At 65.9% G+C, this 21,471-nt stretch carries 18 protein-coding genes and 1 pseudogene; 13 read left to right on the forward strand and 6 right to left on the reverse strand.

All coding sequences use genetic code 11. The annotated features are described in order from the left end of the window. Nucleotides 1-62 precede the first annotated feature (62 nt). Nucleotides 63-962 (reverse strand): annotated as a pseudogene (locus AAFP35_RS21280) (enoyl-CoA hydratase); the annotation flags it as partial. A gap of 185 nt (nucleotides 963-1,147) precedes the next feature. Between AAFP35_RS21280 and gdhA the strand changes: the two are divergent. After that, nucleotides 1,148-2,515 carry an NADP-specific glutamate dehydrogenase gene (gdhA, locus tag AAFP35_RS21285; protein ID WP_419223647.1) on the forward strand — a complete coding sequence of 456 codons (1,368 nt, stop codon included), beginning with the start codon at nucleotides 1,148-1,150 and terminating at the stop codon, nucleotides 2,513-2,515. 27 nt (nucleotides 2,516-2,542) lie between these two features. Here the strand turns inward: gdhA and AAFP35_RS21290 are convergent, their stop codons facing one another. Next, on the reverse strand, nucleotides 2,543-3,469 hold the full coding sequence (locus AAFP35_RS21290; RefSeq protein ID WP_419223648.1) for a helix-turn-helix domain-containing protein: 927 nt from the start codon (nucleotides 3,467-3,469) through the stop codon (nucleotides 2,543-2,545). 47 nt (nucleotides 3,470-3,516) lie between these two features. On the opposite strand from AAFP35_RS21290, the gene cysD reads away from it, so the two are divergent. The 5 genes from cysD to purL all read left to right on the forward strand — a co-directional run bounded on the left by cysD (nucleotide 3,517) and on the right by purL (nucleotide 10,207). Continuing rightward, nucleotides 3,517-4,464: a sulfate adenylyltransferase subunit CysD gene (gene cysD, locus AAFP35_RS21295; RefSeq protein WP_419223649.1), complete on the forward strand. Its 948-nt coding sequence runs from the start codon at nucleotides 3,517-3,519 to the stop codon at nucleotides 4,462-4,464. Between the two features lie 119 nt (nucleotides 4,465-4,583). After that, nucleotides 4,584-6,410, forward strand: a complete 1,827-nt coding sequence (gene cysC, locus AAFP35_RS21300; RefSeq protein WP_419223675.1) for an adenylyl-sulfate kinase — start codon at nucleotides 4,584-4,586, stop codon at nucleotides 6,408-6,410. A gap of 174 nt (nucleotides 6,411-6,584) precedes the next feature. Further along, nucleotides 6,585-7,343, forward strand: coding sequence for a 3'(2'),5'-bisphosphate nucleotidase CysQ (locus AAFP35_RS21305; protein ID WP_419223650.1), 759 nt, complete (start codon nucleotides 6,585-6,587; stop codon nucleotides 7,341-7,343). Between the two features lie 10 nt (nucleotides 7,344-7,353). Then, nucleotides 7,354-7,851 (forward strand): GAF domain-containing protein, encoded by a 498-nt coding sequence (locus AAFP35_RS21310; protein ID WP_419223651.1) that lies wholly within the window; start codon nucleotides 7,354-7,356, stop codon nucleotides 7,849-7,851. Between the two features lie 58 nt (nucleotides 7,852-7,909). Next, entirely contained in the window at nucleotides 7,910-10,207 is a 2,298-nt protein-coding gene (gene purL / locus AAFP35_RS21315) for a phosphoribosylformylglycinamidine synthase subunit PurL (RefSeq protein ID WP_419223652.1), read from the forward strand. A 188-nt stretch (nucleotides 10,208-10,395) separates the two neighbouring features. On the opposite strand, the gene AAFP35_RS21320 is transcribed toward purL, so the two are convergent. Further along, the gene (locus tag AAFP35_RS21320) at nucleotides 10,396-11,256 is read right to left on the reverse strand and encodes a glycerophosphodiester phosphodiesterase (protein WP_419223653.1); all 861 of its coding nucleotides are present in this window, start codon (nucleotides 11,254-11,256) and stop codon (nucleotides 10,396-10,398) included. A 210-nt stretch (nucleotides 11,257-11,466) separates the two neighbouring features. Between AAFP35_RS21320 and AAFP35_RS21325 the strand changes: the two genes are divergently transcribed. Beyond that, nucleotides 11,467-12,546, forward strand: a complete 1,080-nt coding sequence (locus AAFP35_RS21325; protein WP_419223654.1) for a diacylglycerol kinase — start codon at nucleotides 11,467-11,469, stop codon at nucleotides 12,544-12,546. A gap of 216 nt (nucleotides 12,547-12,762) precedes the next feature. Here AAFP35_RS21325 and AAFP35_RS21330 read toward each other — a convergent pair whose 3' ends face one another. Both AAFP35_RS21330 and AAFP35_RS21335 read right to left on the reverse strand, forming a co-directional pair. Next, on the reverse strand, nucleotides 12,763-14,025 hold the full coding sequence (locus AAFP35_RS21330; protein ID WP_419223655.1) for an amidohydrolase family protein: 1,263 nt from the start codon (nucleotides 14,023-14,025) through the stop codon (nucleotides 12,763-12,765). An 83-nt stretch (nucleotides 14,026-14,108) separates the two neighbouring features. Continuing rightward, nucleotides 14,109-14,846: a metal-dependent transcriptional regulator gene (locus AAFP35_RS21335; RefSeq protein ID WP_419223656.1), complete on the reverse strand. Its 738-nt coding sequence runs from the start codon at nucleotides 14,844-14,846 to the stop codon at nucleotides 14,109-14,111. A 72-nt stretch (nucleotides 14,847-14,918) separates the two neighbouring features. Here AAFP35_RS21335 and AAFP35_RS21340 point away from each other — a divergent pair, with 72 nt between their 5' ends. The 4 genes from AAFP35_RS21340 to AAFP35_RS21355 are packed head-to-tail and all read left to right on the forward strand — an operon-like array spanning nucleotide 14,919 to nucleotide 18,948. Beyond that, nucleotides 14,919-16,496 carry a methylmalonyl-CoA mutase family protein gene (locus AAFP35_RS21340; protein WP_419223657.1) on the forward strand — a complete coding sequence of 526 codons (1,578 nt, stop codon included), beginning with the start codon at nucleotides 14,919-14,921 and terminating at the stop codon, nucleotides 16,494-16,496. Then, nucleotides 16,496-16,897 carry a cobalamin B12-binding domain-containing protein gene (locus AAFP35_RS21345; protein ID WP_419223658.1) on the forward strand — a complete coding sequence of 134 codons (402 nt, stop codon included), beginning with the start codon at nucleotides 16,496-16,498 and terminating at the stop codon, nucleotides 16,895-16,897. Before AAFP35_RS21340 ends, AAFP35_RS21345 begins: the two co-directional genes overlap by 1 nt. Nucleotides 16,898-16,957: 60 nt before the next feature. Then, nucleotides 16,958-17,914 (forward strand): LLM class F420-dependent oxidoreductase, encoded by a 957-nt coding sequence (locus AAFP35_RS21350; protein ID WP_419223659.1) that lies wholly within the window; start codon nucleotides 16,958-16,960, stop codon nucleotides 17,912-17,914. 44 nt (nucleotides 17,915-17,958) lie between these two features. Continuing rightward, a complete protein-coding gene (locus AAFP35_RS21355) occupies nucleotides 17,959-18,948 on the forward strand; it encodes a CaiB/BaiF CoA transferase family protein (RefSeq protein WP_419223676.1) in 990 nt (329 codons plus the stop codon). An 81-nt stretch (nucleotides 18,949-19,029) separates the two neighbouring features. Here AAFP35_RS21355 and AAFP35_RS21360 read toward each other — a convergent pair whose 3' ends face one another. After that, nucleotides 19,030-19,347, reverse strand: a complete 318-nt coding sequence (locus AAFP35_RS21360) for a hypothetical protein (protein WP_419223660.1) — start codon at nucleotides 19,345-19,347, stop codon at nucleotides 19,030-19,032. 460 nt (nucleotides 19,348-19,807) lie between these two features. On the opposite strand from AAFP35_RS21360, the gene AAFP35_RS21365 reads away from it, so the two are divergent. Both AAFP35_RS21365 and AAFP35_RS21370 read left to right on the forward strand, forming a co-directional pair. Then, nucleotides 19,808-20,878: a phosphotransferase gene (locus tag AAFP35_RS21365; RefSeq protein WP_419223661.1), complete on the forward strand. Its 1,071-nt coding sequence runs from the start codon at nucleotides 19,808-19,810 to the stop codon at nucleotides 20,876-20,878. 94 nt (nucleotides 20,879-20,972) lie between these two features. Next, a complete protein-coding gene (locus tag AAFP35_RS21370; RefSeq protein WP_419223662.1) occupies nucleotides 20,973-21,392 on the forward strand; it encodes a hypothetical protein in 420 nt (139 codons plus the stop codon). Nucleotides 21,393-21,471: the final 79 nt, after the last annotated feature.

Consider the following 21,471-nt stretch of genomic DNA (forward strand, 5'->3'; position numbering starts at 1 on the left):
CCGGCTACATTTGGCCCGCTCGCTTCGCTCCCGGCGCCGGCTACATTTGGCCCGCTCGCTTCGCTCCCGGCGCCGGCTGCCTTCATCGACTTCGCATCCATACCGCCGAGGGAGTCGCCCCCGGCCTCCGCGTTGGCCCCATGTGCGTAGTGGTGCCACCCGAACACCGAGTCCATCGAATTACGCAGGCCCATCTGGTCTTCGCAGATGTTCACGGCCTTCTTGGACAGGAACAGTCCCTGCAACGGCATCGCCGCCATCTTCTCGGCGATCTCGTCGACCTTCGCCGACAATTCGTCGCGTGGCACCACATGGTTGACCATGCCCCACTCGGCTGCCTGCGTGGCGGTGAATCGGTCGCCGGTGAACAGGATCTCCTTGGCTCGCCGGGTTCCGAGGGCGAACGCGTGGGCGAAGTACTCGACACCCGGGATACCCATGCGGGCCACCGGGTCGGAGAAGAACGCGTCGTCGGCGGCGACGATGAAGTCGCAAATCCATGCGAGCATCAGGCCACCGGCGATGCACGCGCCGTGCACCTGTGCGATGACCGGCTTCGGGATGTCGCGCCACCGTCGGCACATCCCCATGTAGACCTCTAGTTCGCGCGCCAGACGCTGGTCGGCGCCCGATCGGTCGGTGTGATCCCAGTGCAGGGTCGCGACGTTGTCGTAGTAAGTGTCGAAGTCGCGCTCCGGGGTGCCGATGTCGTGGCCCGCGGAGAAGTGCTTGCCGTTCGCGCGCAACACGATGACCTTCACCGACGCGTCGTCGACGGCCCTGCGGAACGCTGCATCCAGCGAGTAGGTCATCACAGAATTCTGTGCGTTCCGGTACTCGGGACGGTTGAGCGTCACATAGGCGACCGCGTTCTCGGGTCCCCCCACCTCGTAGGCGACGGGTGACGAGTCTGCGGTGAGTTCGTCGGGACGCAAGGGCGGCGGGATGACGGCATCGCTCATGCCCCGAGCGTAACCTAGCAAGTGCTTGGTTGGTAGTCGGGTCTGGTTGTTGAGCGTGCCGGACCTGCGCCCCTCGCTGCACCTGTCAGTGCCCTCGGCGTCCTGTGGGCATCGACGGTGGCCACCGGCGTGCAAGGCGCGTTGTGGCTCGCCGATACCCTGATCGGGAATGTCCGTGTCGTCGTATGTGTGCAGGAGTCATCGTGCCGGAGCTGGTCCCCGAACTGCAGGAACTCTTCGATGAGGTGGTGGATCGCAACCGCGGTGAAGCGGAGTTCCACCAGGCGGCTCATGAGGTGTTCGAGAGTCTGGGGCGGGTCGTGGCCAAACATCCGCACTACCTCGACACCGAGGTCATCCGGCGCCTGTGCGAACCGGAGCGACAGATCATCTTCCGGGTGCCGTGGACCGACGATGCCGGGCAGGTGCACATCAATCGAGGATTCCGGGTCGAGTTCAACTCGGCGCTCGGCCCGTTCAAGGGCGGTCTGCGCTTTCACCCGAGTGTCTACCTCGGCATCGTCAAGTTCCTGGGATTCGAGCAGATCTTCAAGAACGCCCTCACCGGGCTGCCGATCGGTGGGGCGAAGGGCGGATCGGACTTCGACCCCAAGGGACGCTCGGACGGTGAGGTGATGCGGTTCTGCCAGTCCTTCATGACCGAGCTCTATCGCCACATCGGCGAGTACACCGACGTCCCGGCCGGTGACATCGGCGTCGGTGGTCGCGAGATCGGCTACCTGTTCGGGCAGTACAAACGCATCACCAACCGATACGAGTCCGGTGTGCTGACCGGCAAGGGGCTGCATTGGGGCGGATCGCGGGTGCGCACCGAGGCCACCGGCTACGGCGTGGTCTTCTTCGTCCGGGAGATGCTCGCCGCGCGCGGCGAATCATTCGAGGGCCGGCGCGTCGTCGTCTCGGGCTCGGGAAATGTCGCCGTCTACGCGATCGAGAAGGTCCAGGAGCTGGGCGGAATCGTGGTGGCCTGTTCGGATTCATCCGGCTACGTATTCGACGAGGCAGGCATCGACCTCACGCTGTTGAAGGAGATCAAAGAGGAACGGCGCGGACGTATCGCCGACTACGCCGCCGCCCGCGCCGGGACGGCGACCCTGGTCACCGGTGGCCGGATCTGGGACGTACCCGCCGACATCGCGCTGCCGTGCGCGACGCAGAACGAACTCGAAGCGCAGGACGCACGTCGACTGATCGCCAACGGCTGCCAGATCGTGGCCGAGGGTGCGAACATGCCCACGACGCCCGAGGCGATCAAGCTGCTGAACGCGGGCGGGGTGGCCTTCGCTCCGGGTAAGGCCGCCAACGCCGGTGGCGTGGCCACCAGCGCACTCGAGATGCAGCAGAACGCGTCGCGTGACTCGTGGAGTTTCGAGCACACCGAACAGCGACTGGCCGACATCATGCGCGACATCCACGATCGTTGCCTGCACACCGCCGACGAATACGGGGTCCCGGGAGACTACGTCGCGGGCGCCAACATCGCGGGATTCACCCACGTGGCTGACGCGATGCTGGCACTGGGGGTCATCTGACCTCGATCGCGAACGCCCGGGTCGGTGTCAGCCACGCCGGCGATCGGGCATGGCCTCGTGGTGGCCGAGGCGTGTGGACACCACGGCGGCGGCGCGCAGGGCGGCATTTCCGAGTCGATGCACCTGATCGACCGGCATCGTCTGCCGTGGGCAGATGACCAATGACGCGATCACGCGTGCGTCGGCATCGAAGATCGGGGCGCCCAGCGTGACCACGGGGATCTCGTCGGTCAGCTCGCTGTCGAGGTAGTCGATGACGGTGAGCTCGGTGAGGAGATCGGTGGCCTGGGATCGCAACCGGTCGGGCATGGTGTCGATGGCGGTGAGCGTCTCGATCAGTGCGAGATGTTCGTCGGTCATCCGCTCGATCGAGTACCCCCGTCGTCGGATCGCCTCGAGCACGAGGTCGAGGCGTGTGCGCGTGGCCGCCGAGGCTTGTGCCACCCACTGCGATCGAATGACCTCCGGTTCCCAGGCGACGAACTCGCGACAGATCGGTGGGGTGAGCCGCAGTTGATGTCCCGGTGCCAGCCAGCGTGACGAGCCGTCGACCTCGCCGACCTGATCGGTCACGGTGATGGTGTCGTCAGAGGTGCGGCGGGCCACGAATCCTGCGATGCCGAAGGTCGTGGTCACCTCGCGCAGCGCCGCCGACCCCCATTCGGCCAGGTGGTCGATTTCGCGCGTACGTCTGGCGAGTGCGACGAAGCCCGGTCCGATGCGGATGCCGCCGTCCTGGTCGCGCAGGACCCAGCCGCGGTCGCTCAGTTCGGCGACGATCGCGTGTGCTGTCGCGCGCGAGAGGCGGGTGTGGCGGACAATCTCAGCCAAGGTCATCGTGTCGATGTCGGGTCGGGTGAGGAGGTCCATGATGGCGACCACCCGCGCGGTCGGCGGGGACGGCGACCGCGGTGATTGACCGGCCGCGGCGGCGTCCCCTACTGTCTCTGTCACATATTCAATACTGAGTGTCGAATAATCGACATGTCAAGGAGTTGGCGATGGTCAGCACGGCGTACACGAAGCCCGAGCGACCCGCGCACCACGGGTACGAGCTCAGTCACCTCGCGGCGCTCGAGGCGGAGTCGGTGCACATCATGCGAGAGGTGGCCGCGACCTTCGAGCGTCCGGTGCTGCTGTTCTCCGGAGGCAAGGATTCGGTGGTGATGTTCCACTTGGCGCGCAAGGCTTTCTGGCCCGCGCCGGTGCCGTTCCCGCTGATGCACGTGGACACGGGCCACAACTTCGACGAGGTGATCGCCTACCGTGATCGCGTCGTCGAGCAGACGGGTGTGAGGCTGGTGGTCAGTTCGGTGCAGGACGACATCGACGCGGGGCGTGTTGTCGAGGACACCGGGCCGGGCGCGAGTCGAAACCGGCTGCAGACGACCGCCTTGTTGCGAGGCATCCAGGAGAACCGTTTCGACGCGGTGTTCGGGGGTGCGCGCCGTGATGAGGAGAAGGCCCGCGCCAAGGAGCGGGTGTTCAGTTTTCGCGACGAGTTCGGGGCATGGGACCCACGGTCGCAGCGACCCGAACTCTGGCAGCTGTACAACGGGCGCCACCACAAAGGTGAGCACATCCGTGTGTTCCCGCTGAGCAATTGGACCGAACTCGACATCTGGCAGTACATCGGTGCCGAACACATCGAACTACCCCCGATCTACTATGCCCACGAGCGTGAGGTGATCGCCCGGGACGGCATGTTGCTGGCGAAAACCCGTTTCCTGCAGACCTTTCCGGGTGAGGAGGCGACAACCGAACTGGTGCGTTTCCGCACTGTCGGCGATGCCACCTGTACCGGTTGTGTGCGCAGCGATGCGGACACCATCGAGAAGGTCGTCGAGGAGATCGAGGTCACCCGGGTCACCGAGCGCGGTGCCACCCGCGCCGACGACCGGATCTCGGAGGCGGGGATGGAAGACCGTAAGAAGGAAGGCTATTTCTGATGGGCGCCGGGAACGAAGTGAGCGGGCCCGGTGTGGTGGGCGCCGGGAACGAAGTGAGCGGGCCCGGGAGCGTGGGCGCCGGGAACGAGCTGGGCGGGCCTGCTCGGCGCGCCAAGGAGATGCTGCGGTTGGCGACTGCCGGGTCGGTCGACGACGGGAAGTCGACGCTGATCGGCCGGTTGCTGTTCGATTCCAAGGCGATCTTCACCGATCAGCTCGAGTCGATCGAGCGGACCAGTGCCGAGCGTGGCGACGAGTACGCGAATCTCGCCCTGTTGACCGACGGACTGCGGGCCGAGCGGGAGCAGGGCATCACGATCGACGTCGCCTACCGGTATTTCTCCACGCCGAAGCGCAAGTTCATCATCGCCGACACCCCGGGTCACGTGCAGTACACCCGCAACATGGTGACGGGGGCCTCGACCGCCGATCTCGCGATGATCCTCGTCGACGCACGCAAGGGAGTGCTGGAACAGACTCGGCGCCATGCGTTTCTGTCGTCGTTGTTGGGGATTCCGCACCTCACGGTGTGCGTGAACAAGATGGATCTCGTGGACTGGTCGCAGGAGCGGTTCGACGAGATCGTGGAGGATTTCGTGGCCTTCGCCGCGAAGTTGAACGTCGCCGACCTCACGTTCATCCCGTTGTCGGCGTTGCAGGGCGACAATGTCGTGGAGCAGTCGGCGAACATGCCCTGGTACGAGGGGCGTCCGCTGCTCAGCCATCTGGAGAACGTCTACATCGCCTCGGATCGCAATCTGATCGACGCACGGATGCCTGTCCAGTACGTCATCCGTCCGCAGCGTTCGGATGGCGCCGACCATCGCGCGTATGCCGGCACGGTGGCCGGCGGCGTGTTCGCTCGTGGCGCTGAAATCGTCGTGTTGCCCAGTGGTTTCAGCACCACCATCACCGACATCTGGGGTCCTGGCGGCGAGAAGGTCGATGAGGCGTTCGCCTCGATGGCGGTGTCGATCGAGTTGGCCGACGAGATCGACATCGTCCGCGGTGACATGCTGGCGCGTCCCAACAATCGTCCGTTCGTGGGCCGTGACATCGACGCTCTGGTGTGTTGGTTCTCCGAGGACACCGAACTGACCCCCGGCGGCCGCTATCAGATGATGTGCGGTACCCGGTCGACCCGCGCTCAGATCAGCGGGCTCAATTATCGTCTCGACATCAACTCGCTGCATCGCGACGAGGAAGCGAAGTCGTTGCGGCTCAATGAGATCGCTCGGGTCTCTGTGCACACGCAGCAGCCGGTGATGTTCGATGCATACCGCAAGAACCGCGAGACCGGCAGCTTCATCCTCATCGACGAGTCGACCAACAAGACGGTCGGCGCGGGAATGATCACCGCACCGGTGTCCAACGACAGTCACGTGGTGTGGCAGACCACCAAGGTGACCCGCGACCAGCGGGCCCATCGGGGGGCGACGTTGTGGCTGACCGGGTTGTCGGGGTCGGGGAAGTCGTCGTTGGCGGTCGAGCTCGAACGTCGCCTCGTCGCCGAGGGGCGGCCCGCGTATCTGATGGATGGCGACAATCTGCGGCACGGCCTGAACTCTGACCTGGGGTTTTCCGACGATGACCGTCGCGAGAACATTCGCCGCACCAGCGAGGTCGCCGCGCTGTTCGCCGATGCGGGTGCCGTGGCGATCGTCTCGCTGATCAGTCCGTTCGCCGAGGAACGTCAGCGCGCCCGCGACATCCACGCCGAGCGTGGGCTGGCGTTTCACGAGATCTTCCTCGACACCCCTCTCGAGGTGTGCGAGGACCGCGATCCGAAGGGGTTGTACGCCAAGGCGCGTCGTGGGGAGATCAGCCAGTTCACCGGCATCGACTCGCCGTACGAGCGGCCGCGGGAGGCGGACATCGTGATCACCCCGGGCGACGGCGCGCCGAGCGACGTTGCCGAATCGGTGATCCGGAATCTGGGACTCTGAGACCGATCGTGTCCGCACCCTGCCGGTCGAGTAGCCGACGAGCGTCACCCCCGCCGGTCGAGTAGCCGACGAGCGTCACCCCCGCCGGTCGAGTAGCCGACGAGCGCAGCGAGGAGGCGTATCGAGACCACCCCGCCCCACACAACAGCGCCACATCCACAGATGGAGAAGACGATGAACGACCGGGCCCTTGCCGGTGACCTGGCCACCGCCGCAGGCGAATTGCTCCTCGACATCCGGCGCGACAGCGGATTGTCGGGCAAGGAACTGGGCAAGGCAGGCGATCTGCGATCCAACGAGCTCCTGCTGGCGCGATTGGCCGCCGAGCGGCCCGACGACGCGGTGCTCTCGGAGGAGTCCGCCGACGACAAGTCCCGACTGAGCGCTTCGCGGGTCTGGATCGTCGACCCGGTGGACGGCACCCGGGAGTACGGCACCGCCGGACACACCGATTGGGCGGTTCATGTCGCGTTGTGGTCGGCCGACGACGGGCTGATCGCGGGTGCGGTCGCGCTACCTGCGCTCGGTGTCACCTATCTCGACGACACCGAACCGGTGACCCCGACCGGAGGGCTCGCGAGTACGCCGCGTGGCGACCGGCTACGGGTGGTCGTGAGTGCCTCACGCCCCCCGGAATTCTCTGCGCGGGTGGCCGAGGCCATCGGCGGTGACGTTCTGCCGATGGGCTCGGCGGGCGCCAAGGCGATGGCGGTCGTGCGCGGCGAGGCCGATGCGTATGTGCATTCGGGTGGCCAATACGAATGGGATTCGGCCGCACCGGTGGCGGTCGCCCGCGCACAGGGGCTGTGGTGCGGACGCATCGACGGCTCCGAACTGCTCTACAACCGTGACGACACCTATCTGCCCGACCTGGTGATCTGCCGTTCGGATCTGCGTGACGCGATCATCGCGATCACCGCCGCCGACGCCTAGATTGGTCGCCATGAGTCTCGCCGTGCCCGAACTGGTCGGATCCATCGAGGAGCGGTACGCCCAGTTGGTCCGGGCCGCGGAGGCGTTGGTGGCGGGAGAACACGATCGGGCCACACTGGCGGCGAGTCTGTCGTCGCTGGTCTATCACTCGCTGCCGGATCTGAACTGGGTGGGTTTCTACTTCCACGAGCAGCACACCGGCGACCTGGTCGTCGGGCCCTACCAGGGCAAGCCCGCGTGTATCCGCATCCCGTCGGATCGAGGGGTGTGCGGGGCCGCCGCCCGGTCACTGACCACTCAGCGGGTGGCCGATGTGCACGCTGTTCCCGATCACATCGCCTGCGATCCCGACAGCCGTTCCGAACTCGTCGTCCCTCTCGCGATCGGCGGACAGATCTTCGGGGTGTTCGACCTCGACAGCCCGGTGCCGAACCGCTTCACCGAGGCCGACCAAGCGGGCCTCGAGGCGATCGCAGAGGTGTTGCTCTCGCACGTCCGGACACCCTGATGTGCGGTGATGTCCGGCGGTACGTGGTCGCGGTGACCTCTCATCTACACTGGTCAGAGTGAGTGCGCAGGTCGATACCGTCACAGCCGCTGCCGGCAGCCCCGATCAACCCCAACCGTTCCGTGAACTCGGTCTGAAGGACGACGAGTACGCCCGGATCCGCGAGATCCTCGGTCGCCGTCCCACCGACGCGGAACTCGCGATGTACTCCGTCATGTGGTCGGAGCATTGCAGCTACAAGTCCTCCAAGGTCCACCTGCGGTATTTCGGGGAGACCACAACCGACGAGATGCGCGCCGGGATGCTGGCGGGTATTGGTGAGAACGCCGGAGTCGTCGACGTCGGCGACGGCTGGGCGGTGACGTTCAAGGTCGAGTCGCACAACCATCCGAGCTACGTCGAGCCGTATCAGGGCGCGGCCACCGGTGTCGGCGGCATCGTCCGCGACATCATGGCGATGGGCGCGCGTCCGATCGCGGTCATGGATCAGTTGCGGTTCGGGCCAGCCGATGCGCCCGACACCCGTCGTGTGGTCGACGGTGTGGTGCGTGGCGTCGGCGGATACGGCAATTCGCTCGGTCTGCCCAACGTCGGCGGCGAGACGGTGTTCGACCCCAGCTACGCGGGCAACCCTCTGGTCAACGCATTGTGCGCCGGGGTTCTGCGCACCGAGGACCTGCACCTGGCGTTCGCGTCGGGCGCAGGCAACAAGATCATCCTGTTCGGCGCGCGGACCGGTCTCGACGGCATCGGCGGCGTCTCGGTGCTGGCATCGGAGACCTTCGATGACGATGGTGAACAGTCGGGTCCGAATCGGAAGAAACTGCCGAGCGTGCAGGTCGGTGATCCGTTCACCGAGAAGGTGCTCATCGAGTGCTGCCTGGAGCTGTACCACGCAGGTCTGGTCGTCGGCATCCAGGATCTCGGCGGTGCGGGCCTGTCCTGCGCGACGTCGGAACTGGCTGCGGCCGGTGACGGCGGCATGCACATCGACCTGGAGAAGGTGCCGATGCGCGCCGAGGGCATGACCGCTGCGGAGGTGCTCTCCAGCGAGTCGCAGGAGCGTATGTGCGCGGTCGTCACCCCGGAGAATGTCGATGCATTCCTCGACGTCTGTAAGAAGTGGGACGTGCTTGCCACCGTGATCGGCGAGGTCACCGACGGCGACAACCTGATCATCGACTGGCACGGCGAGCGCGTGGTCGACGTGCCGCCGCGCACCGTCGCCCACGAGGGCCCCGTCTACGAGCGGCCCGTTGCGCGCCCGGATTGGCAGGACGGCGTGATCGCGTCCACGACGGCCTCGTTGCCGCGACCCGCGACCTCCGAGGAACTCCGCGCGACGGTCCTGCAGATGATCGGCTCGCCGGCGCTGTGCAGTCGCAAGTTCATCACCGAGCAGTACGACCGCTATGTCCGAGGCAACACGGTCCTCGCCGAGAACGCCGACTCCGGTCTGATCCGCATCGACGAGAGTTCGGGCCGCGGTATCGCTCTGGCCACCGATGCGTCGGGCCGCTACACCTACCTCGATCCCTATCGTGGTGCCCAGCTGGCACTGGCCGAGGCATACCGCAACGTCGCGGTTTCCGGAGCGCGACCGAAGGCGGTCACCAACTGCCTGAACTTCGGTTCGCCCGAGGACCCCGCCGTGATGTGGCAGTTCCAGCAGGCCGTTCGCGGCCTCGCGGACGGCTGCGCACAGCTCGGCGTCCCGGTGACCGGCGGCAACGTCAGCTTCTACAACCAGACCGGCTCGACGGCCATCCTGCCGACCCCGGTGGTGGGTGTTCTCGGCATCATCGACGACGTGCACCGGCGGATCCCCACGGGATTCGGTACCGAACCCGGCGAGACGCTGATCCTGCTCGGTGACACCCGCGACGAGTTCGACGGTTCTATCTGGGCGCAGGTCGCCCACGACCATCTGGGTGGGGTCCCGCCCGAGGTGGATCTGGAACGCGAACGGTTGCTCGCCGACATCTTGGTCGCCGCCTCGCGTGACGGGCTTGTCTCGGCGGCGCATGATCTGTCCGAGGGCGGCCTCATCCAGGCCGTCGTCGAAGGCGCGCTCGCCGGTGAAACCGGTTGTCGGGTCCTGCTTCCCGAGGGTGCGGACCCGTTCGTCTGGCTGTTCTCGGAATCGTCGGGACGCGTGCTGGTTGCCGTTCCGCGTACCGAGGAGTCGCGGTTCGTCGGGATGCTCGACGCTCGCCAGATGCCATGGACGCGTATCGGCGTCGTCGATCAGGGAAGCGACTCGGTATCGGTGCAAGACCACTTCGAGATCGGCCTCGACGAACTGCGCGACGTGCACGAGGGCACGTTGCCGAAGCTGTTCGGCGAGCCGCGCTGAGCGACGCTCCCGTCGCACAGGCCCGATCGTCTCGGTGGGCCTCGATACGTCCTCGGCCTTGCGCCTCGGGCTACTCGACCGGCGGATGGGGCGAATCGGCGCTGGAGAGGCGCCGGTGACTGAACAGCTCGAGGCGCAAGCTGATACCGCGTTGGTGCGAGCCGTCGAAACGCAGTGCGGCGCACCGACTATCGGTGGGTGAGTGCGTACAGCAGTCCTTCGGGATCATCGGTGGTGATCTGGTCGACGCGTCGGGCGAGCAGCGCGCGTACGTCACGGATCGACTTCCGGTCGGCCTGCTGCACCGTGTACGCGTCGACGCGTCGGCCATGTCGGTGAAAGGCATCGACGATGTCGTATCCGCGACGATCCGCCTCGAGCACGAGCCGCTGTTCGAGGTAGACCATCTCGGCCCGTGGCGACGCATCGACCGCGTTGCCGACGAAGTCGTCGAATGCGCGCGAGCGCAGGACGCGCCGCACAGCACCGCCGTGGCACGGGTCGTAGCCGATCCCGATGGCGGGTACCGGGTCGGTGAGGAGTCGCACCGCGTCGGCGTCGCCGCAGGAGAGGATCGTATGTCGGGCGAACGGGGCCACCGCCTCGGCGAAGGTGTCGATCGCGAGTGGGTCGAGCGCGGCAGCATCCTCTTTGAAATCGAGCTGGAGCACGGCGTCCGGGTGGATGTCGATGCCGGCCAACAGTTCGTGTAGGTCCTCGAGAAGCAGGACGGTCTCGGCGATCGGAGTGCCGTCCTGGGCGCGCAGGCGCAGATCTCGCAGATGGGCGGCATCGAGGGCGCCGACGTCGCCGCGGCCGGTGGTGGCGCGCGCGACGTCCCGGTCGTGCAGAACGGCGAACCCACGGGCGGCGTGGATGACCAGATCGACCTCGACGCTTGCGCCGACACGCATGCCCTCGATGATGCGGGTGGAGGTGAAGGCCGGATCGGTGGCGCGACGACGAGCCCGATGCCATTTCAGCCAGGTCGTGTGTCCGTTGTGGACAACGGCCACCGGTGGCGGTGGGGGAGGTTCGGTCGCGGTCATCGATTCGTGACGCTACGCCGGCGCCGTTATCCGCGCAGGCGCACGGTGGCGGAGCCACGCAGGCGCACCGTGGGCGCAGCCACCCGGGTTGTGGGAATACACCTTTCGATCGTCGGAAGGTGGATTCCGGAAACCGGGGTGGCTGCGATGGGTGAGAGGATTCGAGCCGAACCCTTTCCGAAGAACTGCAACATGTTCTAGTTTGGGGGTATGACACTTCGTGTGGTCGAGTGGTCGACCGGAACCGTGGGCAGGCACGCAATCGCCGGGATCGATGCCCGGCCCGATCTGGAACTGATCGGGGTGTGGGTGTCCGATCCCGCCAAGGTGGGCAAGGACGCAGGCGAATTGGCCGGTCTCGGGCGCGCACTCGGGGTGCGGGCGACCGACGACCGTGACGCCCTGATCGCGCTGAGGCCCGACTGCATCGTGCACACGGCGATGACCGACGACCGTGTGATGGAGGCGATCGACGATCTCATCGCCTTCGTCGAGGCGGGGATCAATGTGGTCTCGAGTGGTCCGGTGGTGCTGCAGTTTCCGTTCGGCATCCTCCCGGAGGCGCTCGTCGAGCGGGTCAGAGAAGCCGGGGAGAAGGGCAACGCCAGCCTGCACGTCAACGGCATCGATCCCGGATTCGCGAATGATGTTCTGCCGTTGGCCATGACGAGTCTCTCGCAGCGTATCGACCAGGTCCGTTGTCAGGAGATCGCCGACTACTCGACCTACTATCAGCCGGTGGTGATGAAGGAGATCTTCGGCTTCGGTCAGCCGATGGACGCCACGCCCATGCTCCTGCACGGTGGTGTGCTGTCGCTGGCGTGGGGCAGCGTGGTCCGGCAGATCGCCGCCGGTCTCGATCTCAGCCTCGACGAACCGTTGGTCGAGCGGGTCGAACGCGTCGCGGCCGACCGTGACTATTCGACTGTTTCCGTCGAGATCCCCGAAGGCACCATGGCCGCACTGCGTTTCGAGGTCGTCGGCCAGGTGGACGGCATCGATCGGGTGGTTCTCGAGCACTACACGCGTACCCATCCCGAGCAGTGCCCGGACTGGCCGACGCCCGCCGATGGTGACGGGTGCTACCGCGTTCTCATCTCAGGTGAACCCGAGATGGCGGTGGAGTTCGGACATCACGGCGAACACGGTGACCACAATGTCTCGGGCATGATAGTCACCGCCATGCGTCTGGTGAATTCTGTTGCCGCGGTGGTGGATGCCAAACCCGGACTGGTGACGGCACTGGACCTGCCGCCGATCTCGGGACGCGGGCTCGTCGCCAAGGGGTGACGTAGGTGGGTGGGCGGGCGTGTGGGTCTCGATACGCTCGCTCGCCCAGGGGCTCGCGGGCTACTCGACCGGCGGCAGGTTGAGTTGGGTTGCTGGACCGGCGGTTTGGCGGTTTGGCGGGCTACTCGACCGGCGGTGGGTTGCGCGACCGGAGGGTCGTGGCTCGCCCGGGGTGCGGTGGTCGGGCGGCTTGCGGAGACGCCCGACCACCGCGGATCACGCGTCGGCGAGGTGCTTGTCGGCGTAGATGCGCTTCCATTCCGCGCGTGAGCGGATCGACACGTCGACGTCGGCGGCAGACCGTCGGAGCGCGCCGACGTTGATGTCCTCGCGGCTGCGTCCGTCGAGCGGATCCCAGTTGAAGAAGCGGGCCGAGTTCTGCCAGCTGATCTTCTCGATGTCGGAGTCGCTCGCACCGGCATCCTGCAACTCGCCGAGCATGAGTTCCGGTGCGTCCGGCCAGAAGCAGTCCGAATGCGGGTAGTCGCATTCCCACGCGATGATGTCGATGCCGATCTTGTCGCGCAACAGCAGTGACGTCTTGTCGGTGACGTAACAGGCCAGTGAGTGCTCACGGAACACCTCGCTGGGCAGGCTGCCGCCGAAGTCGCGTCGCAGCCACCGCTGATTGGTGTAGTGGCGGTCGCACCGGTCGAGATAGAAAGGTATCCAACCGATCCCGCCCTCGGAGAAGGCGAACTTGAGGTCGGGGTAGGTGCGCATCGCAGGTCCCCACAGCAGGTCCTGGGCGGCCAGTGCCGAGATCTGACTGGCCAACACCATGAGGCTGTCGATGGTCGAGTCCTTGGCGAGGTTGAGTGCGCCGAAACCGGTCCCGATGTGCAGGCACATGACCAGGCCGGTCTCGGACAGCGTCTCGAACACCGGGCCCCAGTAGTCGATGTTGTGATAACTGGGCAGACCTTCGAGATGTGGCAGTTCGGGCATCGTGACCGCGCGGCAACCCTTGGCCGCCACCCGGCGGATCTCCGCGCACATCGCGTCGACGTTCCAGGTGGGCAGCAGCGCAAGGGGAATGAACCGGTCCGGATGGGCGCCGGCCCATTCGTCGATGTGCCAGTCGTTGTACGCCGAGACCATCACCAGGGTCACGTCGCTCTGGTGCTGGTTGAGGTGACGGGCTGAGAATCCGGCGAAGGTGGGGAAGCACATCGATGCCCAGATGCCGTTACGGCTCATGTCGCGAACGCGTTCGTGTACGTCGTAGGTGCCCGGACGCATCTCTGCGAATCCGGCCGGATCGCGGCCCCACTCCTCGGCGGGCCACGAGACGACGGCGTTGAGGCCGCTCACCCCGGCTTGCTTGCCCATGTAGATCCACTGGTCGACGCCCTTGTCGTCGGTGACGACAACCGGGGCCTCGTCGCGATACTTCTCGGGGACGTGGCGCAGGAACATGTCCGGTGGCTCCACCACGTGGTCATCGATGCTGATCAGAACCAGGTCGTCGACGTTCATTGAACCCTCCTTCGGCGCCGGTACCGTGAGCTGTCGCCGGCACCCGCCTCGAGTTGAAAACTGCAATCTCGCTTATGAGAATCCTACTCTACCGGTCTGTCGATGTCGTTGGTCCGATCAATCCAGATGGCACTCGCGGCGACGTCGCCCAACACGATCTCGGTCTCGCGTCCCTGCACCGCGACCGACAGCGTGCCGGCGAACGCACGTCGGGTTCGCACGGTGACGACCGCATCAGGGATCAGACCGACCTCCGCGAGGTATTGCAGCATCGCCGGGTCGGAATCGGCGATCCGGCCGACGACTCCGCGGTCGCCGGGCGAGCAGGTGGCGAGTGCGACGAGCGTGGCAGGCGCGACCGCACCGGAAGCCGACGGGATGGGGTCGCCGTGCGGATCGCGAACCGGCTGTCCCAGCCGCTGATCGATACGTTCGATGAGCCGGTCCGATGCGGCATGGGCCAGCAGGTCGGCATCGTCGTGGACCTCATGCCATCCGTAGCCGAGTTCGTCGACCAGGTAGGTCTCGAGCAGTCGCTGTCGCCGCACGACGCGAGCTGCCGCGGCGGTGCCCGGATCGGTGAGATCCACCGAGCCGTAGCGCTCGTGGGTGATCAGGCCGCGGTCGGTGAGGCGTCGTAACGCGGTCGACGCGGTCGAGGCGGCCACCCCGAGGTGTCGCGCGACCGACGTGGTGGTGACCCGCGCCGAATCCCACTCACTCGCGTTCCAGATGGCCTTGAGGTAGTCGCAGGCCACCGGCGAGAGATCGCCCACCGGATCGAATGCCCCGGTCGCCAGCGGAAGGTTCTCGATCGTCATGCCTTGGAGCGTAACAGCCATTTCCTTGAATGGTATTGGCATTCTCCAAATGCGGAAGTAACATACTCGCTGATGGAACACATGACTGAGACCGCGTCCGGTATCCCGCTGAATGCGGCGTACGGCGCCGACGATCGGACCGACGTGCCTCCCGCGCCCGGTGAGTTCCCGTTCACCCGCGGCAATTTCCCCACCGGTTACCGCGGGCGACTGTGGACGTTTCGGCAGTACTCCGGTTTCGGTACCGCGGAAGAATCGAACCGTCGATACCGCTATCTGCTCGACCAAGGCGGCACGGGGCTGTCGGTGGCGCTCGATCTACCCACCCAGTGCGGCTACGACTCCGACGATCCCGAGGTGTCCGAGGAGGTGGGGCGCGTCGGTTGTGCGGTCGACACACTCGCCGACGCCGAGATCCTCTTCGACGGGATACCGCTGGACAAGATCAGCACCAGTTTCACCATCAACGGCACCGCGGCCATTCTGCTGGCCTTCTATGTCGCTGCGGCCGAACGCAAGGGCGTGCCCCGCGAGAAGCTCACGGGCACGATTCAGAACGACATCCTCAAGGAGTACGCGTCGCGCGGGACGTGGATCTGGCCGCCGGAGCCGTCGCTGCGACTGATCGCCGACACGATCGAGTTCTGCGCGGCGGAGGTGCCTCGATTCAACGCGATCTCCGTTGCGGGGGCGCACTTCCGCGATGCCGGCGCGAATGCCGTGCAAGAGATGGCGTTCACGCTGGCTGACGGTGTCACGTACTGCGACACCGTCGTCGAGCGTGGACGGATGACCATCGATCAGTTCGCGCCCCAGATCTCGTTCTTCTTCTACACCCACGGCGACTTCTTCGAAGAGATCGCCAAGTATCGTGCCGGTCGACGTCGATGGGCCACGATCGTGCGCGAGCGCTACGGCGCGACGACCGACAAGGCCTCGATGTTCCGATTCGGTTGCGTGGCCGGTGGAGCGTCGCTCTACGCGCCCCAGGCGCAGAACAACCTCGTCCGGGTCGCCTACGAGTCGATGGCCTCTGTGCTCGGCGGCGTGCAGTCCATGTTCACCGCGGCCTGGGACGAGCCATTCGCGCTCCCCAGCGAGGAGTCGGCGACCCTGGCTCTGCGGACCCAGCAGATCCTGGCGTACGAAACCGGTGTCGCGCGAGTGGCGGATCCGTTGGGCGGCTCCTACTTCGTCGAGGCGCTGACCGACGCCACCGAGGAGCAGATCGTCGCGATCATGTCCGACCTCGAGCAACACGGCGGGATGGTGGCCGCCATCGAGGACGGGTATCTGCAAGGTCTGATCGCCGACGAGGCCTATCGGATTCACCAGGAGGTGGAGTCCGGCGCCCGACCCGTGGTGGGGGTGAACCGGTTCGTCTCCGACGAGGCGCCACCGGAGATCGCCACCTATGAGCTCGACGCGCAGGGTCGAGAGACACAACTCAAGCGCCTGGCCAAGGTCAAGGCGGAACGAGATCCCGGCGACGTCGCCGCACGATTGGCAGCGCTGTCGCGGGCAGCCGAGGGGAACGACAATCTGATGCACTCGTTGATCGACTGCGCAAACGCGTACTGCACTGTGGGCGAGATGGTCTCGGCCCTCAAGGATGTCTGGGGCGAGTTCAGCCAGCCGGTGGTCTTCTGATGACCGCGCGTATTCTGGTCGCCAAGCCAGGACTCGACGGTCACGACCGTGGGGCCAAGATCGTGGCCCGCACCCTGCGTGATGCCGGGTTCGAGGTGATCTACACGGGCATCCGGCAGAAGATCGAGGACATCGTCTCCATTGCCTTGCACGAGGATGTCGCGGTCGTCGGTCTGAGCATTCTGTCCGGGGCGCACGTGGCTCTGACCCAACGCACCGTCGATGCCCTGCGGGCGGCCGATGCCGGCGACATCGCGGTGGTCGTCGGCGGGACGATTCCGCAGGCCGACGTCAAGAAACTACTCGATGCCGGCGCCGCAGCGGTGTTCCCGACCGGCACACCGTTGGAGACCCTGGTCACCGAGGTCCGTGCGTTGACCGACACCGCCGCCGCGTCCTGACAGTCAGACCGCGCGGATCACAGCACAGCACAACACTGTTCGTACAGACTCGGAGGTTCCATGCGGATCGGCGTGATGATCGGACCCGAGCGCGGCGATTCCGCGCGCAAGGCCGGTCGAATGGTGAAAGACATCGAATGGGCTGAGTCCGCCGGCATGGACACCGCCTGGATTCCCCAGGTGCCGTCCGATTTCGACGCACTGATCACGGTCACGATGATGGCGATGCGCACATCGCGGATCGAGCTCGGTACCGCGGTGGTCCCGTTGCAGGCGCAGCACCCGATCGCCCTGTCGCGCCAAGCGCTCTCGGCGCAGGCGGTCGCCGACGGCCGGCTCGCCCTGGGGATCGGTCCCTCGCACCACTGGATCGTGCAGGACATGCTGGGTCTGCCGTACGAACGGCCCGCGCGGTTCACACGTGACTACCTCGACGTGCTCGACCAGGGCTTGGCCGGCCCCGGTCCGGTGGACGTCGAGAACGATTCGTTCACGGTGCACAACCCGCTCGAACTCGGTCCGGTGCAACCGGTCCCGGTGTTGCTGGCCGCGCTCGGTCCGGTCATGCTCAATCTCGCGGGCGAACGCGCCGACGGTACCGTGCTGTGGATGGCGGATCATCGGGCGATCGCCGACCACATCGCGCCGCGGATCACCAAGGCCGCGGACAACGTGGGCAAGCCTGCACCACGGATCGTAGCGGGCCTACCCGTGTGTCTGTGTCGACCGGGGGAGGTCGACGAAGCTCGCGAACGCGCGAATCGCATTCTGGCCGAGGCGGAGTACTCGCCGAACTATCAGCGTCTGCTCGAGCAGGGGGATGCGCGTTCGGTCGGCGACCTGTGCGTCGCGGGCGACGAAGACTCCATCATCGAACAGTTCCGTCGATATGCCGACGCCGGCGTGACCGATCTGTCGATGCGCCTGCTCCCGATCGGGGACACTCGCGACGAGCTGGTCGCATCCAAATACCGCACTCGTGAGGTGATCGCGGAACTGGCCAAGGAGTTCCGGTGACCGACGGCCCGCTGGCGGGGATACGCATCCTGGAGGTCGGCACGATGCTCGCCGGTCCCTACGCGACCATGATGTTGGCCGATCTCGGCGCCGAGGTGACCAAGATCGAACCACCTGACGGAGAGATCTCGCGGCAGGTCAGCGACGCGTACTTCGCCAGCCTGAATCGGGGAAAAGGCAGTGTGCGCTTGGATCTCACCGCCCCCGAGGGGCAGCGGCAACTCGGCGAACTGGTCGCCAACGCAGATGCCCTGCTGGTCAACCTCAAACCGTCGGCGATCCGTCGACTGGGACTGACCTACGAGAGCCTGCGGGATACGAACAACAAGATCGTGTGTGTCGCCATCACCGGTTACGGGCTGTACGGCGGAGACGACCCGGCATTCGACTACGTCATCCAGGCGGCGACAGGGGTGGCCGCACTGACTGGCGAGCCTGACGGCCCGCCGACCCTGCCCGGTTACTCCTCGGCGGACAACTCGACCGGATTGACCGCAGCGCTCGGGTTGCTCGCGCAGATCGTCTCCGGGCGTGGCGGTCAGATCGACGTGTCGCTGCGCGATGTGATGTTCTCCCAGCTGAACTATCACGCGTCGGCCTATCTCAACGGTGGGGTCGCGCCGGTTCGACGGCATTCGGGAGCGCATTCGTACTACGTGCCGGCCCAGATGTTCGCCACCGCCGAGGGACATCTGGCGTTGTTCATCACCCACGACGGATTCTGGCGGTCGTTTGCCACCGAGGCGGGGATCGAGGGATACGAGCGGATGGCGGACCGGGCCGAGCATCGCGACGAAGTCGTGGCGGTGGTCTCGTCAGTGTTGGGCACCGACACAGCGGCCAACTGGGAGAAGCGACTTCGGCCTCTCGGTGTTCCGGCGGCGGCGGTCCGATCGCTACCTGAGGCGTTGGAACGCAATCCCGACGTCGTGGTGGACTCCGGTGGCTTCCGGACGATCCGGTGTCCCGTCGGTGTCGCCGGCTATCAGCCCGACTACCGTTGCGCGCCAGGGCTCGAGGACGTCCGGCCGTAGCCCGCACCGGTCGCGGTCACGCCACCGCGTTCGACATCGTGACGAGGATCGGCCCGGCAGCAGGCCGGGCCGATCGCGTCCTCAAGGTTGTTCGGTGGTGAGTTCCAGAATGCGCATCGACGGGGGCGGGTCCATCTGCATCGCGTCGCTCATCTGGAACTCTCCGCGTGCTGCCGCCGCGGACAAGCCCTTGACCGCGAGGACCACGTCGTCGGCCTCGATGTCGTAGATCGACACGTGTGGTTCGTCTTCCTTCACGGGGCGATACCGGCGGGCGGCAACGAAACCGTCGAGGGCCAGTACCTCGGGGATGTGTACCGTCTCGTACCACGTGTCGAACTCCTCGGCCCGCTCCGGTGAGCTGGGTCGACTCTCCACCAACAGAACGCCTTTGGCCATCAGCTGCTTCCTCCCTGTGTGCAGTACATCGGCCCCGGACACCGTCGGTATTGCGGTTCTGGCCCGATGAGAATTATATTCTCTCATACGGAACGGCTCTGCGGGGTCCATTCGGGTTCGGCGACGGGGCCTCGCGATGACGACGTCTGCCCGGTTCGGACCGAGCCGGCGGGCGGTGCGCATCTGCGCGCCGGACTCGTCGTGCCCACATGCATTGTCGCGCGAGGTCCGATGGGGAGTCCGGTCGTCGGATCGTTTGCGCCCACGCGCGGTGGACGTGATGCGGATGCATCCGACGGACTTCGCGAAAAGGGTTCCGCCCGAACGTGATCGGTACTACAGTCCGACGCATGGTAGAACGACGTTCTCGCTCGTACTGGGGAAATGATCCGGGTATGAGGAATATGGTGATGATCGTTCCTTGCGTTGCCGAGTGCAGCTGTTGCGAGGGGCGGGACCGATGACCGCGGCGGTCCCCGACACGCGCGAAGAAGCTCTGTCGCCTGGCTGGTTGACCGAGGCGCTGCAATCGCGTTTCCCGGGAATCGAGGTCGTCGACGTCGCGGTCGGCCCAGTGGTGGAACGTATCTCGACGAACGTGCGGTTCACCATCGAGTGCTCGGGTGGGGTCCCGGATGGGCTGTCGCCACACCTCTGCGTCAAGGGCTACTTCAGTGAGACGGGACGGGAGTCGCGGGCCGCGGGTCGCTCCGAGGCGTGCTTCTATCGCGACATCGCTGCCGACAGTGGGGTACGGACCCTACGGAGCGTATACGCGGGCTTCGACGAGCAGACGAATCACGGGGTCGTCGTCACCGAGGACGCGATCGCCCAGGGCGGTACCTTTCTGGACGCCGGTGATCGCTGCGATCCGGATCGGGCCGCGTTGGTACTCGAACAGTTCGCCCGACTGCACGCGTCCACCTGGCTGGACCCGCGCATCGCAGATATTCCCTGGCTTGCACCACGTTTGGGCGGGTCACTGCGCCACTGGGGTAGCGACGTCGTGCTCGAGCGAATCGAGGACAATTTCCGCGGCGAGAACGGGCACAGGGTTCCGGAAGTCGTTCGCGACGCCGAGCGGTTGCTGAGGGCCTACCAGGACCTGCTACCGACGTTGACCGACGAACAACTCTCGTCCGGGTGGTCGGTGATCCACGGCGACGCCCATGTCGGGAATCTGATGCTCGATGCCGACGGACTTCCGTCGCTGGTGGATTGGCAACTCGTGCAACGGGGGGCGTGGTACATCGATGTCGGCGACGTGATCACCACAGCCCTCTCGGTCGAGGACCGTCGTCGTCACGAGCGTGACCTCCTGGCCCACTACCTCGAGTGCCTGCGCTCCTTCGGTGCGCCGGCCCCGGACGCCGACGATGCATGGAATGCGTTGCGACACGGCATTGTCCACGGATTCTACTGCTGGGGGATCACCTCGAAGGTGGAGCCCCGACTGATCGAGATCCTGCTACACCGATTGGGCACCGCCGCAGCCGATCACGATGTGTTCGCCCCGGCGAGGACGTCATGATCGCGAGGATGTCGTGAAGACCGGCACCTCTATGCCACCGACTCCTCGATTCCATCGACGAGCTGACAACACCTGACAGGGATACGGAGTGAGCATGCCGCATTCGAGACCCGCGGAACTTCCCAATGCCGGCGGAGGGCGTTGGCCTGCGGCCACCGACAACTTCTTCTCGACCCAATGGGGTGACCTGGAGGTCGGATACACCGTCACCGCCGGGGCGCGCGATTGCACCGAACTGTACCGACGTAGCGGCCTTCCCGGCGGGGTGTGCATGTGTCCTCACTACGGATACGTGTTGTCGGGTTCGATCACCGCTGTCTACCCGAACACGGACTGGCCGGACGAGCTGGTCGAGGCGGGGGAGGTCTACTTCTTCCCGGCCGGGCACATCCTCAAGTACGACCGCAAGACCGAACATCTCGAATTCAATCCCGCGTTCGCACTCCAGCAGTTGATGGACGCGATCCAGAGCACGGTCGACAAGGCGTCGGCGTCCGTATTCGACGACGACTGATGCCCGCGGGCAGCCGGCGCCCCTCGGTACAGGTCGTGGCGTCGCGACGATCCGATCGAACAGGAAAGCATCGAACAGG

The organism is Gordonia sp. CPCC 206044 (assembly GCF_048537895.1).
In the GTDB taxonomy this organism is placed as follows: Bacteria; Actinomycetota; Actinomycetes; order Mycobacteriales; family Mycobacteriaceae; genus Gordonia.